The sequence below is a fragment of the Bacillus sp. z50 genome (genome assembly GCF_058313585.1).
In genome coordinates this window covers 166,892-182,504 of sequence record NZ_JBZFQL010000004.1, presented here as the reverse complement: position 1 = coordinate 182,504, position 15,613 = coordinate 166,892, and the positions used below count along the sequence as shown (strand labels likewise).

The 15,613-nt window shown below is 36.4% G+C and carries 18 protein-coding genes; 15 read left to right on the top strand and 3 right to left on the bottom strand.

The window, feature by feature from the left end; translation table 11 throughout:
- Nucleotides 1–145 precede the first annotated feature (145 nt).
- Nucleotides 146–676 (top strand): GNAT family N-acetyltransferase, encoded by a 531-nt coding sequence (locus AC4G3N_RS13540; RefSeq protein WP_491090341.1) that lies wholly within the window; start codon nucleotides 146–148, stop codon nucleotides 674–676.
- A 303-nt stretch (nucleotides 677–979) separates the two neighbouring features.
- Here the strand turns inward: AC4G3N_RS13540 and AC4G3N_RS13535 are convergent, their stop codons facing one another.
- Both AC4G3N_RS13535 and yhfH read right to left on the bottom strand, forming a co-directional pair.
- A complete protein-coding gene (locus AC4G3N_RS13535; RefSeq protein WP_257468976.1) occupies nucleotides 980–1,114 on the bottom strand; it encodes a hypothetical protein in 135 nt (44 codons plus the stop codon).
- 898 nt (nucleotides 1,115–2,012) lie between these two features.
- Entirely contained in the window at nucleotides 2,013–2,147 is a 135-nt protein-coding gene (gene yhfH / locus AC4G3N_RS13530; protein ID WP_077247967.1) for a protein YhfH, read from the bottom strand.
- Between the two features lie 349 nt (nucleotides 2,148–2,496).
- Here yhfH and AC4G3N_RS13525 point away from each other — a divergent pair, with 349 nt between their 5' ends.
- From AC4G3N_RS13525 to AC4G3N_RS13500, 6 genes are all read left to right on the top strand, one after another.
- Nucleotides 2,497–3,234: an MBL fold metallo-hydrolase gene (locus AC4G3N_RS13525; RefSeq protein ID WP_066101825.1), complete on the top strand. Its 738-nt coding sequence runs from the start codon at nucleotides 2,497–2,499 to the stop codon at nucleotides 3,232–3,234.
- An 18-nt stretch (nucleotides 3,235–3,252) separates the two neighbouring features.
- The gene (gene lplA / locus AC4G3N_RS13520; RefSeq protein WP_066101822.1) at nucleotides 3,253–4,242 is read left to right on the top strand and encodes a lipoate--protein ligase; all 990 of its coding nucleotides are present in this window, start codon (nucleotides 3,253–3,255) and stop codon (nucleotides 4,240–4,242) included.
- A gap of 287 nt (nucleotides 4,243–4,529) precedes the next feature.
- Nucleotides 4,530–6,083, top strand: a complete 1,554-nt coding sequence (locus AC4G3N_RS13515; protein ID WP_491090340.1) for a fatty acid--CoA ligase family protein — start codon at nucleotides 4,530–4,532, stop codon at nucleotides 6,081–6,083.
- A 270-nt stretch (nucleotides 6,084–6,353) separates the two neighbouring features.
- Nucleotides 6,354–7,343 carry an ABC transporter substrate-binding protein gene (locus tag AC4G3N_RS13510; protein WP_491090339.1) on the top strand — a complete coding sequence of 330 codons (990 nt, stop codon included), beginning with the start codon at nucleotides 6,354–6,356 and terminating at the stop codon, nucleotides 7,341–7,343.
- A 45-nt stretch (nucleotides 7,344–7,388) separates the two neighbouring features.
- Nucleotides 7,389–8,435: an ABC transporter permease gene (locus AC4G3N_RS13505; protein WP_491090338.1), complete on the top strand. Its 1,047-nt coding sequence runs from the start codon at nucleotides 7,389–7,391 to the stop codon at nucleotides 8,433–8,435.
- Nucleotides 8,401–9,195 (top strand): ABC transporter ATP-binding protein, encoded by a 795-nt coding sequence (locus AC4G3N_RS13500; protein WP_066101815.1) that lies wholly within the window; start codon nucleotides 8,401–8,403, stop codon nucleotides 9,193–9,195. The genes AC4G3N_RS13505 and AC4G3N_RS13500 overlap by 35 nt, the downstream gene beginning before the upstream one ends.
- Before the next feature lie 61 nt (nucleotides 9,196–9,256).
- Here AC4G3N_RS13500 and AC4G3N_RS13495 read toward each other — a convergent pair whose 3' ends face one another.
- Nucleotides 9,257–9,664: a hypothetical protein gene (locus AC4G3N_RS13495; protein WP_066101814.1), complete on the bottom strand. Its 408-nt coding sequence runs from the start codon at nucleotides 9,662–9,664 to the stop codon at nucleotides 9,257–9,259.
- A gap of 244 nt (nucleotides 9,665–9,908) precedes the next feature.
- On the opposite strand from AC4G3N_RS13495, the gene AC4G3N_RS13490 reads away from it, so the two are divergent.
- From AC4G3N_RS13490 to AC4G3N_RS13455, 8 genes are all read left to right on the top strand, one after another.
- Nucleotides 9,909–10,631, top strand: a complete 723-nt coding sequence (locus AC4G3N_RS13490; RefSeq protein ID WP_491090337.1) for an AzlC family ABC transporter permease — start codon at nucleotides 9,909–9,911, stop codon at nucleotides 10,629–10,631.
- A complete protein-coding gene (locus AC4G3N_RS13485; protein ID WP_066101807.1) occupies nucleotides 10,628–10,933 on the top strand; it encodes an AzlD domain-containing protein in 306 nt (101 codons plus the stop codon). The genes AC4G3N_RS13490 and AC4G3N_RS13485 overlap by 4 nt, the downstream gene beginning before the upstream one ends.
- 192 nt (nucleotides 10,934–11,125) lie before the next feature.
- Entirely contained in the window at nucleotides 11,126–11,881 is a 756-nt protein-coding gene (locus AC4G3N_RS13480) for an SDR family oxidoreductase (protein ID WP_066101804.1), read from the top strand.
- Between the two features lie 114 nt (nucleotides 11,882–11,995).
- Nucleotides 11,996–12,532, top strand: a complete 537-nt coding sequence (locus AC4G3N_RS13475) for a GNAT family N-acetyltransferase (RefSeq protein ID WP_491090336.1) — start codon at nucleotides 11,996–11,998, stop codon at nucleotides 12,530–12,532.
- A 120-nt stretch (nucleotides 12,533–12,652) separates the two neighbouring features.
- The gene (locus AC4G3N_RS13470; RefSeq protein WP_140461132.1) at nucleotides 12,653–13,372 is read left to right on the top strand and encodes a nucleotidyltransferase domain-containing protein; all 720 of its coding nucleotides are present in this window, start codon (nucleotides 12,653–12,655) and stop codon (nucleotides 13,370–13,372) included.
- A gap of 85 nt (nucleotides 13,373–13,457) precedes the next feature.
- Nucleotides 13,458–13,895 carry a GNAT family N-acetyltransferase gene (locus tag AC4G3N_RS13465; RefSeq protein ID WP_066101797.1) on the top strand — a complete coding sequence of 146 codons (438 nt, stop codon included), beginning with the start codon at nucleotides 13,458–13,460 and terminating at the stop codon, nucleotides 13,893–13,895.
- A 45-nt stretch (nucleotides 13,896–13,940) separates the two neighbouring features.
- Nucleotides 13,941–14,477, top strand: coding sequence for a GNAT family N-acetyltransferase (locus AC4G3N_RS13460; RefSeq protein WP_491090335.1), 537 nt, complete (start codon nucleotides 13,941–13,943; stop codon nucleotides 14,475–14,477).
- A gap of 206 nt (nucleotides 14,478–14,683) precedes the next feature.
- On the top strand, nucleotides 14,684–15,577 hold the full coding sequence (locus tag AC4G3N_RS13455; RefSeq protein ID WP_491090334.1) for a DMT family transporter: 894 nt from the start codon (nucleotides 14,684–14,686) through the stop codon (nucleotides 15,575–15,577).
- Nucleotides 15,578–15,613 lie beyond the last annotated feature (36 nt).

The following is a 15,613-nucleotide window of genomic DNA, read 5'->3' as shown; positions in this document are numbered from 1 at the left end:
TGTTCGTAGATATTGTTTTCTAATTAAACTTACTTCTTATTTAACTATCGGGGGAAGGATTAGCTGGATAGCTAGCTAATTGCAGGAATTTGCCTATAAGGAAACGAATTACCTATCTATTATAAATAATAAGTGAGGAATATTTATGCTGTTTCAAAATGGTAATCTAAAGGTTCGAAGATTAGAAAAAAAGGATAAATATCTATTTGTAAAATGGCTATCACACCCAACGGTTCTCGAATTTTATGAGGGTAGAGACAACCCATTTAATTTAGAAAAAGTTGAAAAAGCTTTTTATCCACCTGAAGATAGTGAAGTGAGATGTATTGTGGAAATCGATGATACCGAAATTGGATATATTCAATTTTACCAATTGGATGATGACACAAAAAATGACTATGGATTTTTTCAAGAAAATGTTTTTGGTACTGACCAATTTATTGGGGAAATAGATTATTGGAATAAAGGGATTGGAACATTACTTGTATCATCTATGGTTTATTTTTTAACTGAAGAAAAAGGAGCTGAAAGAGTAGTGATGGACCCTCAATTAAGAAATACAAGGGCTATCAGATGCTATGAAAAATGTGGATTTAAAAAGGTTAAAATACTGACTAAGAATGAATTGCACGAAGGAAAATTTCAGGACTGTTGGTTAATGGAGTACCATAAATAATTTTCCCCCTTCAACTATGTGGGGTATTAATCCAAGACGGATTAACGCCCTTTTTATAATACGAAGGACAGTTTAGTTCAAAGGGGATTTTATTAATATCAGTGAATACATTAGATAATTCTATAGTGGTTAATTAAAATAAAGATAACGCTGGCGATTGCAAATAAGGTGTCGCACCCTAGGAGTTAGTTTTACTCTAACTTTTCGGATATGGCACCAAAATAGTCTCTTTTTATTAAGCTATTAGTAATAACCTCTACGAACAGCATTTTGTTTTATAAAAAAGAATCAGCTGAAAAATATTTAATTCTCTTTCAATGCTGCATCCTCAAGATCATGTGAAGATTGTATTAATTTTGTTAAATAGATATTACCTGCCGTTTCACCGATTATTAATAGTATGATAAAAAATATAAAGGCCAGCATCCAGGTTATCATATTCAATCACTCCTTAGCTTCTGAAGTACTATATATGAGTCCTATTACAGCTTTATACCCACATTCAGAAGGAGGCAATCACCTTGAATAATAAAATTGGAGATATGACGATGATTCAATCCCTAGCGGCAACGGGGGAGAACAGATAGCTGTGTAAAAACATAGGCTATCTATTATTTAGAAGGGATTGCATTTTAGAACCTAGTTATTTCTTATCTAAATACAATGAAGACAGTCTAATAACGAAGAAACGCTCAAATGATGTGAACCACCGTTTGAGCGTTTCTTTATAAAGACTATTTTCATAGAGATTGCTGTTATTGTTACTATTAATCTGAGATGTAAAGGAAGGGCTATACTTGTTATCAACAAACGCTACATCCATGATAGGAATAGGTAACTATCTCTATATTTTCATTATTAGAGCTAATCCATAGTAGATAGGATGCTAATTTTTCGGAGCTATCTTTATTATTCTTGGAGCGTTTTTAGGACTTATTACAATAGCAAATGGAATTCTTATAGTGTTGATTGGAATTATAAGATGGATTATTGTCTTTTTTCAAAGGGGAGATTAACAATTCTTTCTTCTATAGAACCGAAATTCGAATTGATAAAGGGTTTAAAGCAGAAGCAGACCATTGTTTAGCTATATGTTGAAAAGTTAACATCAATAAAGGATTTCTTACTATAGGAACTCTTATCAAGTGAATTTATAAATGAATGATTTATTTATGTTTTCTTTAAAAATAACCTAAAAAATAACCAGCCATATATAATTGGCTGGTTTTTTGCAAATCGCAAAATAGAGGGAATTTAAAAAATCAGGGACTGTATGAATACAGTCGATATGAGCACCCCAGGATTAAAGGGGATTGCTGCTAACATTATTTAAAGACTATTCAGATACATGACGCAGGCATTTATCACAGACGATTCCGTAGCATTCGTGCTGTTCTTCAATGTTTTCACCGCATTCTGAACATTTCTTAGGGGGCAAATTTCTGAAGAATTCCATAACGTTTCGTACCATGTTTAAAACCTCCGTTTTTTTAATTGATTTATAACAGATAGTCCATTTTCGAATCTGTTATATAACTGCTTGATAATGTCATTGTATTATAACAGATATGGAAAGTCAACACTGTTTTAAGACAATTTTGAAAAAGATGAAAAAATAGGCTAATTGTTATATATTGAGTGTGAAGCTATATTAGATTTTGCGAAGTCATAACCATGAAATTGGTTATAATTGCATGCAATTAATGGAAAAGGACAGATTATGAGAAAGAACGATAGGAATTTTATAGCTTATAGATTTCGTTACAGCCATTTGCCAACAAACAATATAAAGTTAGATTGATTTTTAATGGGGGGATAAAATGCGTTTAACAGTTATCGGGTTTTGGGGCGGCTATCCTGGGAAGAAAGAAGCCAGTTCGGGTTATCTGATTGAGCATGAAGGATTTAAATTGCTGCTTGATTGTGGAAGCGGAGTATTATCTCAGTTACAGGAATACATAAGACCAGGCGATTTGGACGCCGTTCTTTTATCACATTTTCATACAGATCATATTGCAGATATAGGGGTCCTGCAGCATGCATTATTAATCGATCAAATGGTAGGAATTGAAAAAGAGCCATTGCCTATATATGCTCATACGGAAGATAAAGCTACAGCTGTTACTCTGACATATAAAAGCCAGACTGTATGGGAACCTATTGTGGAAGGGAAATCTGTTCAAATTGGTCCTTTCCATGTTAAGGCACTTAAGACGAAGCATTCCGTTCCATGCTATGCTTATGTTATTGAAGCAGGGGGCAAAAGATTGGCTTATACGGCAGATACAGCCTATTTTCCTGAACTCGTGTCTTTTTTCAGGGATGCGAATGTTTTACTATGCGAGTGCAATTTTTATGAGGGCATGGATATGGCTGAAAGGGCCGGTCATTTAACCAGCATTCAAGCCGGAGAAATAGCCAGGGATGCAGCAGTTCAAACCTTAATCTTGACCCATTTGCCGCACTTCGGGAATCAGAATGATCTGGTAAAGCAAGCCGCAAAAGTCTATAAGGGTGAGATTGATTTAGCCAAGACTGGTTTACAAATTTATATTTAATTTTAGGGGGATTGAGTAATGCTATTTTTAGATAATAGAGGAATAACAGATCCACGTATTAATTTGGCAATTGAGGAGTATGCATTAAAACATTTGGATATTGATGAATCATATTTATTATTTTATATTAATCAGCCATCCATTATTATTGGAAAGAACCAAAATACAATTGAGGAAATCAACAGTGATTATGTAGAAGAGAACGATATTATTGTTGTCCGCAGACTTTCCGGCGGCGGTGCGGTTTACCATGATCTCGGTAATTTGAACTATAGCTTTATCACTAAAGATGATGGTGAAAGCTTCCATAATTATAAGAAGTTCACTGAACCTGTGGTGGAAGCATTGAAGGAACTAGGCGTAAATGCTGAATTAAGTGGTCGTAATGATTTAGTAGTTGGAGAACGCAAAATTTCAGGAAATGCTCAATTTGCCACTAAGGGAAGAATGTTCAGCCATGGAACATTAATGCTTTCCAGTGAAATTGAAAATGTGGTTTCGGCCTTAAAGGTGAAAGAAGATAAAATTAAATCAAAAGGAATAAAATCCATTCGCTCAAGAGTTGCCAATATTTCCGAGTTCCTGTCTGAACCATTGACTATGGAAGAATTCCGCCAAAAGCTACTTGAACATATTTTTGGTGGAATGGAGAATGTACAAGAATATCAATGGACTGATGAAGACTGGAAAAAAATTATGGAAATCTCTGAAGAACGTTATCAACAATGGGATTGGAATTATGGAAAATCACCTAAGTTTAATATTCAGCATTCTCATCGTTTCCCAGTTGGACAAATAGATGTTCGCTTAGAGGTAGCTAAAGGTAAAATTGAGGAATGCAAAATATTTGGTGACTTCTTTGGAGTGGGTGATGTAGAAGAAATCCAAAAACGATTAGTTGGTGTTAGATTTTCAAAATCTGAACTAGAAAATGCATTGAAAGATGTGAATATCAGTCATTATTTTGGAAATATCACAAAAGAGGATTTTGTTAATCTTTTATATTAAATAAAAAGTGAAAATACTTTCTATCAAAAAGCTTCTAATGGGTTAAATCCGTTTGAAGCTTTTTATTTATACAAATAACTATATCAATAAAAATACGATATTTTTGTGAAAACATAAAGGTTATAGGTAAATTATCCTGTTTATGAATATTGTGAATGTAGGGATTGCTTAATCTATGATTTCGATTAAATAGTTGCTTATACCTAGTTCTTTTTCTATAATAAAAATTGGGTGTATTTAGAATATTTTAACAAAATTTACACCTTTCTAACAGGGGAGGGAATAATATGAATTTATCAACCCAACTTCTAGAAACGGCAGAAAAGTTTAAAACAAAACCAGCTTATATTTTTATGGATCAGGAAACGAGTTATGCTGAATTGAATGCAGCTGTTACACGGTTTGCTGATGGTCTTCAGAGTTTAGGGGTAAACAAAGGAGATAATGTTGCTCTATTATTGGGTAATTCACCGCATTTCATAATTGGTTTATATGGATTAATGAGATTGGGTGCAACGGCTATCCCGATTAATCCAACGTATACACCAGATGAAATAGCCTACATATTGAAAAATGGTGATGTAAAAGCAGTAATCACATTGGATTTGCTGATTCCTATGTTTGATAAGATGAGTAAGATACTGCCAGATATTAATCATGTGATTGTTTGTCCGTCCGGTACAGGACCAGATGAATTGCCTCAGAACCTATCTATCAGCGACAAAATGAAACCGTTTACAGATATACTCAAAATTGCTACCGGACAATTTTCTGCCCCGAAAGTGGAGGAAGATGACACCGCCCTTATTTTGTACACCTCAGGGACGACCGGTAAACCAAAGGGTGCTATGCTTACGCATAAAAATCTCTATAGTAATGCCCGGGATGTAGCAGATTACTTACAGATCAATGAAGATGACCGTGTTATTACGGTGCTGCCAATGTTCCATGTATTTTGTTTAACGGTTTCTTTAAATGCGCCACTAATAAATGGAGGTACATTAATCATCCTGCCTAAATTCAGTCCACAAGAAGTGTTCAGAGTGGCCGAGAAATATGAAGTAACCCTTTTCGCAGGTGTGCCTACTATGTTCAATTATCTATTGCAATATCCCGAGGCTAATCAAGATAGCTTTAAAACTCTCAGGTTCTGTATTTCCGGAGGTTCAGCTATGCCGGTTGCGTTATTAACAAATTTCGAGAAGAAATTTAATGTTATTGTGTCAGAGGGATATGGTCTTTCAGAAGCATCTCCAGTTACCTGTTTTAACCCAATTGATCGCCCTAGAAAGCCTGGCTCTATTGGAAAATCCATCATTCATGTTGAGAATAAAGTCGTAAATGAATTGGGTGAAGAGGTTCCAGCGGGTGAAGTTGGGGAATTGATTGTTAAAGGTCCAAATGTCATGAAGGGCTATTATAAAATGCCAGAAGAAACTGCAGCTACCATTAAGGATGGTTGGTTATATACTGGTGACTTAGCTCGTGCAGATGATGAAGAATATTTTTATATTGTTGATCGGAAAAAAGACATGGTTATTGTCGGTGGCTTTAATGTTTATCCTAGGGAAGTTGAAGAAGTTTTATTTGCACACCCCGAAGTATCGGAGGTAGCTGTAATAGGGGCTCCGGATCCGAATCTTGGAGAAGTCATCCGATGTTTTGTAGTATCCAAAAGCCTAGATTTAACGGAAGAGCAATTAATCAACTATTGCCATGAGCATTTAGCAAAATATAAAGTACCTACATCGATTGAATTTATGGAGGAGCTTCCTAAAAATACGACAGGTAAGATTTTACGCAGAGCTTTAAGAAATACTGTGCTGCAGCAAACAAAATAGAAAAACGAACTTTGGACCCGCAGTGATGCGGGAATTTTTTTTGCTTAATCCGTATTTATCTATCATTTTTATGGGTCTTATCCTGCTAAAACTAATCAACCTACTCACCCAGCTAAAAAACAGCATATTATAGTTTAAGTTTCAATTTTTACAGATATGCCACTGCTTTATTGTCTGAATATTCTATATTATTTATTGCAATTCTAAAATTTTCAGGCTATAATTTAACGAATAAAAGCATAAAAGCGATAAAGGGTGGGGGAGCATATCATGAAATGGAAAAGTTTATTGGCAAGTATAGCTGTAATATCAACCATTGCACTTGCAGGCTGTGGTTCGGATGAAAAATCGTCCGGCGAAGGTGAGAAAAATGGAGAAGGAAAACAGTATAGAGTAGGGATTTCTCAATTTGTTGAACATCCATCGCTTGATGAGGCCACAAAGGGCTTTAAAAAGGCTCTTGAGGATTCTGGGTTGTCCATTAAATATGATGAACAGAATGCTCAGGGGGAGTTAAATAATAATCAAACGATTGCTACTAATTTAGTGAGTGAAAAAGTCGATTTAATCTTTGCTAATGCTACTCCAAGTGCTCAAACTGCAGCCAATGTTACAAAGGATATACCGATTGTATTTACATCTGTTACAGATCCAGTAGGGGCAAAATTGGTATCCAGCATGGAAGCACCGGATAAAAATGTGACGGGAACAACAGATACTCACCCTGAAGCGATCCCTAATACAGTGAAGTTGATAAAAGAAATGGGCTATACGAAAATAGGAACGATTTATAATGCCGGTGAGCAAAATTCGGAGGTTCAGGTCAAAACTGTTGAAGATGAAGCAAAGAAAAATGGAGTGTCTGTTGAAAAGGTTTCTGTTGCAAACACTTCTGAAGTAAAGCAAGCTGCAGATTCTTTGGTGGGTAGAGTAGATGCTATTTATATCATTACAGATAATACAGTTGTATCCGCACTCGAGTCTGTGATCCAGGTTGCAGAAAAAGAAAGTATTCCTTTATTTGTTGGAGAATTGGATTCAGTCAAAAGAGGTGGCTTTGCAGCATATGGCTTCAATTATTATGATATCGGCTATCAGGCGGGGGAACAAGCTGTGCAATTACTGAAGGGTGAAAAAGAGGTGAAGGACTTGCCTGTTGAAGCACCGAATGATTTGAAATTAGTTATTAATAAATCAGCCGCTGAAAAAATGAAGATAGATCTTACTAAAATTAAAGAGGAAGCTGAATTTCTGGAATAAGGTTCTTCAGCCGTAATTAATCCAAACAGAAAGGAAGGTTAATACGTGTTTGCATCTGTTTTTGGTTCGGTGGAAGCCGGCATTATTTATAGCATTATGGCCTTAGGTGTTTACTTATCATTTCGAATTCTTAACTTTCCTGATATGACAGTGGACGGAAGCTTTGTAACAGGGGCGGCCGTCGCTTCCATTTTAATTACAGGCGGAACAAGTCCTATCCTTGCTACGTTTTCGGCGATATTTGTAGGGTTCTTTGTAGGAATAATTACGGGGTTACTGCACACAAAAGGGAAGATTAATCCACTGTTATCGGGAATTTTAATGATGATTGCCTTATATTCTATTAATCTAAGAATTCTAGGTAAGCCAAATGTATCCTTATTATCAGAGGATACAATTTTTACTAAGCTTGGTACATGGTGGGCGAGTCTTGGAATTGATAACTGGATTGCATCACTTTTCACAAACATTGGATTAGAAGGCTATATTCCGCATACATGGTCCATTGTATTGCCGATGATTTTATTTGTTATCGTAGGCAAGATGTTACTGGATGCATTTTTGAAAACAGAAATAGGCCTTGCCATTCGAGGAACTGGAGATAATGAGCAAATGGTGCGCAGCTTTTCGGTTCATACAGATATGACGAAAATGCTGGGACTTGGAATCGCCAATGCGCTGGTCGCTTTATCAGGAGCTTTTGTCGCACAGTATATTGGGTCTGCTGATGTCGGAATGGGGATTGGAATGATCGTCATTGGGCTTGCATCCGTTATTATCGGGGAAGCAGTCTTCGGTTCTAAATCCATTGCCAGAGCGACCTTAGCGGTTATTGGCGGAGCGATTTTATATCGATTGGTTGTAGCCTTTGCGCTTAAAGTGGAGTTTCTTGAAGCGGGAGATATGAAACTAATTACGGCTGTAATTGTTATTATTGCTTTGCTTATTCCAAAATGGATAGACAGTACGAAAAAATCCCGGAAAAGACGCAATCGAATGAAAGAATTGAATGCAGAAACGGTTAAACCTAGTATAAATGAGAATGGAGGAGAGCAGCTTGCTGCAACTAAGTCAGATATTAAAAGTGTTTAATGAAGGCTCTCCTGATGAAAAAATGGCATTAAATCAGATTAATCTTGAATTGAAGCAGGGAGATTTTGTGACGGTAATTGGAAGTAATGGAGCGGGTAAATCCACACTTATGAATTTAATTTCAGGAAAAATCCTGCCCGATTCAGGAAAAATCATCCTTAACGGAACCGATTTGACGTATGCGGGAGAACACCGCCGTGCCCGAAAAATAGGAAGGGTTTTTCAGGATCCGCTGGCAGGTACTGCTCCGACGATGACAATCGAAGAAAACCTGGCCATTGCCTATGCAAGAACAAAAAGAGCAGGGCTCAGTTTCGGGGTTACAAATAAGCGCAGACTGTTTTTTAAAGAAAAACTAGAGGAGCTTCATTTAGGTCTGGAGAACCGATTATCTGCGAAGGTCGGCTTGTTATCAGGAGGGGAAAGACAGGCGCTATCCTTATTAATGGCTACTTTTACAGAGCCGGATATACTCCTCCTTGATGAGCATACTGCAGCACTCGATCCATCACGGGCTCAGCTTATAACCGAACTTACGAAAAAAATCGTAAAAGAACATAAATTGACAACCTTAATGGTAACCCACAATATGCAGCAGGCCCTTGATTTGGGCAATCGATTAATCATGATGGATAGCGGTGAAATTATTTATGAAGCAGATCAAAACTCTAAACAAACGTTAACCATTGATCAGTTATTGAATGAATTCCAAAAACTAAAACGGAATACGCAAATTTCTGATAGGAGCTTGTTGGGATAATAGATGTATAGGAGTAAACAAACGGAAACAGCAAGCATAATGCTTGCTGTTTCCATCTATTTTAGCCAACCTTTCTTGTTGGAACAAATGTTTCTTTGTATGTATCTTCCCACAAATCAATTCGGCTCTGGATATGGATTTCATCGCGCATGCTTTCATGATGCTTTTCGATTTTTTTGGTGATTCTCTCTCTCCAGAAGCTTTTGAAATTTGGTTGAATCGTCATAGAATGCTCTACACATACATGGTTATTGTTTTCGTGGAATACGACTAAAACCTGGCAATCTTTATAGGAATGGCCCATTTTAGAGAAAACTTCATCTAAGTGATTAACTGAAATTATTTTTTGTAAACGTTCTTGTTCGTCTGGATCAGGATGATGCAGAGTGTTTGGACAAATATGTGCTACTTTGCCAACTTCATCAATAACTACTCGTACATATCCTAATGTTTTTTCATTACCTTGCATAAGTATCCCTACTTTCATCTTCATCATAAATCCATTATATGAGGGATGAATGTAATTCTACAATATTCAAAAAATTCCAATACAAAAGATAAGTTCGATAAGACAGACTTTTGGTATAACCATTAAAAGAATAAGTAAAATACGTAAATCTCTTACAGAAGCCTGGTAGATAAGAGTAAAAACCCTTGAATTATTAGGAATAGCTTATTTTATCTTGACGTAAGAGACTAGAAAGGAGTATGTCATGGAGGTGCAGGTTGCCGAGCGCAGTGTATCGGATTTTAAGGAGGGGATTCAGGCAGGAATCAGTATTGCGATAGGATATTTTCCAATCGCGCTAACATTTGGTCTGCTTGCCAAATCATCGGGACTAACATTTGGGGAAGCCTTAGCTATGAGTATATTGGTATATGCAGGTGCTTCTCAGTACACAGCATTAAATTTGCTGTCACTCGGTACAGGTGTAATTGGTATTATTGTCGCTACATTTATTTTAAATATACGGCATTTATTAATTGCGACATCCATTCAGTTAAAATCTGTGAATGATCCTTTATGGAAAAAGATTATTTATTCATTTGGTATTACAGATGAAACGTTTTCGGTCGCATCCTTTAAAAAGGGGAAAATAACAGCGGGCTATATGTTCGGCCTTGGAGGAATTGCTTATGTAAGCTGGGTTCTCTGTACGGGAGTTGGTTATTTGTTCGGAGCCAGTTTGCCCCATGCCTTACAGGAAAGTATGAGTATTGCCCTCTATGCGATGTTTATTGCTCTGTTAATGCCAGCATTGGCGAAAAGCCGTAAAATCCTCCTCCTTGCTGGTATGGGAGCAATCTTTAACACAATATTATCTGTAACGGGTCTTTTATCCACCGGCTGGTCAATTATTGTGGCAACGCTTTTATCAGCCTTTCTGGTTGAATGGATGTATACGTTGATTGGCAAAAGGAGGACAAGTGAATGACGGCATCTAGTTTTATACTTATATTAGGGATGGCCCTCGTTACATACATACCAAGAATGCTGCCTTTTGTTTTGTTTAAAGAAATGAAGCTCTCTCCATTTTGGGAAGGTTTTTTACAAAACATCCCCTATGCAACGCTGGGTGCATTGATTTTTCCTGGTGTGCTTTTTATACAGGAAAACATTTGGATAGGATTAATCGGTGGGATGTCAGCTATCATTCTTTCTTTGCTTGGAGCCAATGTCATGCTTGTAGTGGTGGGATCGATTAGTATTTTAACAGTCTTGTCTATCTTTTTATAATTTTATTCGCGTACCTAAAAGGGGGACTCTCTCTCCCCTTTTTTTCTTTATTTTCAATTATTAGTTTGTCAGATTAAGATTTATTCCAGTATATATATGGTTGGTTTTTTATTGTTAAATTATGGGTTTTTAATTATGATTAATCACAATACCTAGTATAAATATCAAATTGCTTTAGGGAAGGGAAAATACATGACTTTTTTGCATGGGAAAATAGCTTTAGTAACAGGTGCGAGTGGTTCAAGGGATATTGGGACGGCCATTTGCAGAAAACTAGCTTCACAGGGAGCTGATATATTTTTTACATACTGGAAAGCAGAACAAGAATGGCCTGAAATCTTTTTTAATGAAATACAAACTAACGGAGTCCGTTGCAAAAGCATGGAAATTGACCTGTCAGATGCAAATGCAGCCTCCGAAACAATTAAGCGTATTTCAGAGGAATTAGGTGTACCTTCCATATTGATTAATAATGCAGCCCATTCAACAAGAGATGGGTATCTAAATCTGGACGCTAAAACTTTGGATGACCATTATGCCGTTAATATGAGGACTACTTTTCTGTTATGTACAGAATTTGCTCGATGTTTTAAGAATGCTGGATATAAATCAGGCAGAATTATTAATATGACATCAGGTCAGGACTTGGGTGCGATGCCTGACGAATTAGCTTATGCAGCCACAAAAGGAGCTATTTCAGCGTTCACTCGGTCATTGTCCGCTGAACTGGCATCATTAGGAATTACAGTCAATGCTGTAAACCCTGGTCCTACTGATTCAACATGGATGACAGATGAGATTCGGGAACATCTTTTACCTAAGTTTCCAATGGGACGTATAGGTGTACCTGAAGATGTAGCCCGTATGATTGGCTTCCTTGCTTCTCAAGAAGGAGAGTGGATAACCGGTCAGATTATACATTCAGAGGGAGGATTTATACGAGGTTGAAAAGAAATAGTAGATTCATATTGGAGATATAGATGAAAATAAATAAACAGGAATACCATTCAAATAGCTTAATCTTATTAAGTTTTAAAAAGAGAAAGGGGCTCAATTATACATATGTATAAGAATCATGAGTTAATTATTCGGCCAATCAGAGAAGAAGATTTATATTCTTTATGGGAATTAGTTTATAAAGAAGAATCTCCTGAATGGAAAAAGTGGGATGCCCCCTATTTTGAACATAAGTCTATATCGTATGATGATTACTTGAAGAAAAGGGATAAGATTATCAATCAAGATTACTACTGGGGAATAGAAGTAGATGGAAAAATAATTGGTACAGTCAGTTATTACTGGGAGCATGAGCCGTCAAAGTGGCTAGAAATGGGCATTGGTATATATAATCCTCAATATTGGAATGGGGGATATGGTACGAGAGCTTTAAAATTATGGATTGACCATTTATTTAAAACGATGCCTTTAGTTCGTGTAGGGTACACAACCTGGTCTGGTAATCAGCGAATGATCAAAGTTGGAGAAAAATTAGGTATGCAAATGGAAGCAAGGTTAAGAAAATGCCGTTTCTATGATAACGAATATTACGATTCAATTAGAATGGGCTTATTGCGAAAAGAATGGGAAACTATTAAATAAAATCAAGAGCTGTCAACCAGTTCTTTTTTGTTTTCGATAAAGCTTTGGTTTTTGGAAGGTATTTCATATCTCAATGTAGAATCAAATAATTGAGAAATTTGTCGAATCAGAGGTGAGTCAATGGGTGGATTTAATAAAATAAGTCCAATTGAAGCCGGGCAACGGTTTATTAAAATTTATTTTCCAAACTGTCAGGGTGCTCTATTGGCAGGGAGCGTTGTTCGGGGTGAAGCAACTGAAACATCTGACTTGGATATCGTTATTTTCGATAAAAATATCAGTTCATCCTATCGAGAGTCATTAGTTGAATTTGGATGGCCTATTGAAATGTTCGTATATAATTTAACCTCTTATAAACTGTTTGTTGAAAGTGACTGTGAAAGGGCAAGACCTTCACTGTCAAGAATGATTTCTGAAGGGATAATCTTAAAAGATTGCGGAATAATCGATTCAATTAAAAAAGAGGCTAAAGAAATACTGGCTAAAGGTCCAGAAGAATGGACAGCCGAAATAATCAATACGAAGCGTTATTTTATTACGGATGCACTCGATGATTTTAAAGGCTGTACGAATCGGGCAGAGGAACTCTTTATAGCCAATACACTTGCTGAATTGGTAAGTGAATTTATCTTAAGAGCAAACCGTCAATGGATTGGCACATCAAAATGGGTAGTTCGTTCTCTCAAGCAATATGATGAATTATTTGCAAACCAATTTGTAGAAGCATTTGATTGTTTTTATAAGACAGGAGAAAAGGATCAAGTAATCCATTTAGTTGAAAATATATTAGAACCTTTTGGAGGGGAGTTATTCCATGGCTTTTTACTGGGGGAAAAATAAAGGAAGTCGGAATTACTAAAGAATAGAGTAGAACAGGCAAATTGCAAGATAAAATGACTAAATATTCAGAAATAAGAGGTGGATTATGGATCCGTTCACGATTAAAGAAATTAAATCAGTAAATGAAATAGTTGAAGCATTCCCTGTGATGAAGCAGCTGCGTACTCATCTCGATGAAAACTCCTATCTTGAACTCGTCTTGGATGCACAAGAAAGCGATAGATATAAAATGTTTGCTTTGGTTGATGCGGGTGAAATAGTTGCGGTAATTGGTTTTAAAACGATGATCACTCTTTATTATGGACGATTTGTTTGGGTATGTGATTTGGTTACGGATATAAATAAACGTTCCAAAGGATATGGTGAACAATTACTTACATATGTTCATCAATGGGCTAAGGAAAACAATTATGAAACGATATCCTTATCATCAGGATTGCAGCGTAAAGATACCCATCGTTTTTATGAAGAGCGGATGAACTATGACAAAGTAAGTTATGTATTTAAGAAGTCTTTAAATTAGAGATGTTCTATATATCTAGACCAGTATTAAGGGGAGGTGGTAATCATGATAGAACTAAAGTATTTTGAACGCTCTGATTTTAAACAGCTTATCAATTGGATTGATTCGCCTGCATTTTTACTTCAATGGGGTGGCCCTGGGTTTAACTATCCCTTGAATGATACTCAATTAGAAAAGTACATGGAGAATGCCAATCATGCTAACTCAGAAGCTCTGATTTATAAAGTGGTTGATCAAGAAACAGGCAACGTTATTGGACATATCTCTTTGGGGAGAATTGATAGAAAAAACGAATCTGCAAGAGTTGGAAAAGTCCTAATCGGTGATAAAAACACAAGAGGTAAAGGGATCGGTCAGCAAATGATTAAAGAAATACTTAAAATCGCATTTGAAGAACTTCACTTACATAGGGTTAGTCTTGGAGTATTTGACTTTAATGACTCTGCCATTGATTGTTACGAAAAGGAAGGATTTGTAAAAGAGGGTTTACATAGAGATGCAAGTAAAAATGGCGATGAATACTGGAGTTTATGGGAAATGAGTATTTTAGAAAATGAATGGCTGGAGATTAAAAACGTATAGTAGAAGAGATAGTTTATACTTTAGATGAATACAAAATGGCAATTTGTGGTGTAATCGGTAATGAGATTGTAATTAAATCTATTAGAAAATGACCAACCAGCTGTTCATTCATAAGTTGAGGAATGAACAGTCAAAAAAGTCATACCTCGTCTTAGCTGAAGATGATTTTTAATAATCCTATTTTTGTAGACGGAGGTATTTTCAAAATGAAACAAAGTTTACTCGGAGCTGTTTGTTTATCCTTGGCCGCCAGTTTGTGGGGCGGTATGTACGTAGTGAGCAAATATGTTTTGAATTTTATTCCGCCATTGACGCTAGTATGGCTAAGGTATGTAGTTGCATTTGTTGTTTTGTACGCTATTTTAAAGACCATTCAAGTCAAAAGTAAAACTCGTGAAACGATACAGATGAAAGATTGGCTGCTGCTGGGGTGGATTGGGTTTATAGGTTACTTTGTATCAATTGCTTTTCAATTCATTGGTACTAAATTATCCGATGCCCATACGGGATCTTTAATAACATCAGCTACACCAGCTTTTATGGTTGTTTTTGCAACGCTTATTCTGAAGGAAAAGCTAACGGGCAGAAAAGTTATCTCGGTCATACTCGCATCAATCGGAGTCACCATTGTTATTGGATGGGATACAAAGGCTGGAGATTATTTTTTAGGTAGCATGATATTAGTGGGAGCTGCCATTACCTGGGCTTTATTATCCGTCTATGTAAAAATTGCCTCTGCGCGTTTTACGTCATTAACAATCACTACCTATGCGGTCATGTTTGCGCTTGTGTTTACAACACCTGTAATGATATGGGAACTTCAATCAAATGCTGCTGACTATGATAGTGCTTTAGTTATCATGGGGGTTATCTATCTGGGGGTAGTTTCAACTGCGGGAGCGTTTTTCCTTTGGAACAAAGGATTAGAAATGATGGATGCAGGAATCGGCTCATTATTTTTCTTTTTTCAGCCACTGGTTGGTTCTTTCTTAGGGTGGCTCATACTAAATGAAAAGTTGGGCATTAATTTCTTTGTAGGTGCCATTTTAATTATTGCTGGTGTTGTAATAGTTACTTTTCAAAAGGAAAAACAGGTGTAAATTCTTTCAAGAGGGCAAGTTATCTTGCTTTCTTTT

Coding starts and splice junctions, on each gene's coding strand:
- AC4G3N_RS13540 (WP_491090341.1), top strand. CDS start 146: ATGCTGTTTCAAAATGGTAATCTAAAGGTTCGAAGATTAGAAAAAAAG.
- AC4G3N_RS13535 (WP_257468976.1), bottom strand. CDS start 1,114: ATGATAACCTGGATGCTGGCCTTTATATTTTTTATCATACTATTAATA.
- yhfH (WP_077247967.1), bottom strand. CDS start 2,147: ATGGTACGAAACGTTATGGAATTCTTCAGAAATTTGCCCCCTAAGAAA.
- AC4G3N_RS13525 (WP_066101825.1), top strand. CDS start 2,497: ATGCGTTTAACAGTTATCGGGTTTTGGGGCGGCTATCCTGGGAAGAAA.
- lplA (WP_066101822.1), top strand. CDS start 3,253: ATGCTATTTTTAGATAATAGAGGAATAACAGATCCACGTATTAATTTG.
- AC4G3N_RS13515 (WP_491090340.1), top strand. CDS start 4,530: ATGAATTTATCAACCCAACTTCTAGAAACGGCAGAAAAGTTTAAAACA.
- AC4G3N_RS13510 (WP_491090339.1), top strand. CDS start 6,354: ATGAAATGGAAAAGTTTATTGGCAAGTATAGCTGTAATATCAACCATT.
- AC4G3N_RS13495 (WP_066101814.1), bottom strand. CDS start 9,664: ATGCAAGGTAATGAAAAAACATTAGGATATGTACGAGTAGTTATTGAT.
- AC4G3N_RS13490 (WP_491090337.1), top strand. CDS start 9,909: ATGGAGGTGCAGGTTGCCGAGCGCAGTGTATCGGATTTTAAGGAGGGG.
- AC4G3N_RS13485 (WP_066101807.1), top strand. CDS start 10,628: ATGACGGCATCTAGTTTTATACTTATATTAGGGATGGCCCTCGTTACA.
- AC4G3N_RS13480 (WP_066101804.1), top strand. CDS start 11,126: ATGACTTTTTTGCATGGGAAAATAGCTTTAGTAACAGGTGCGAGTGGT.
- AC4G3N_RS13475 (WP_491090336.1), top strand. CDS start 11,996: ATGTATAAGAATCATGAGTTAATTATTCGGCCAATCAGAGAAGAAGAT.
- AC4G3N_RS13470 (WP_140461132.1), top strand. CDS start 12,653: ATGGGTGGATTTAATAAAATAAGTCCAATTGAAGCCGGGCAACGGTTT.
- AC4G3N_RS13465 (WP_066101797.1), top strand. CDS start 13,458: ATGGATCCGTTCACGATTAAAGAAATTAAATCAGTAAATGAAATAGTT.
- AC4G3N_RS13460 (WP_491090335.1), top strand. CDS start 13,941: ATGATAGAACTAAAGTATTTTGAACGCTCTGATTTTAAACAGCTTATC.
- AC4G3N_RS13455 (WP_491090334.1), top strand. CDS start 14,684: ATGAAACAAAGTTTACTCGGAGCTGTTTGTTTATCCTTGGCCGCCAGT.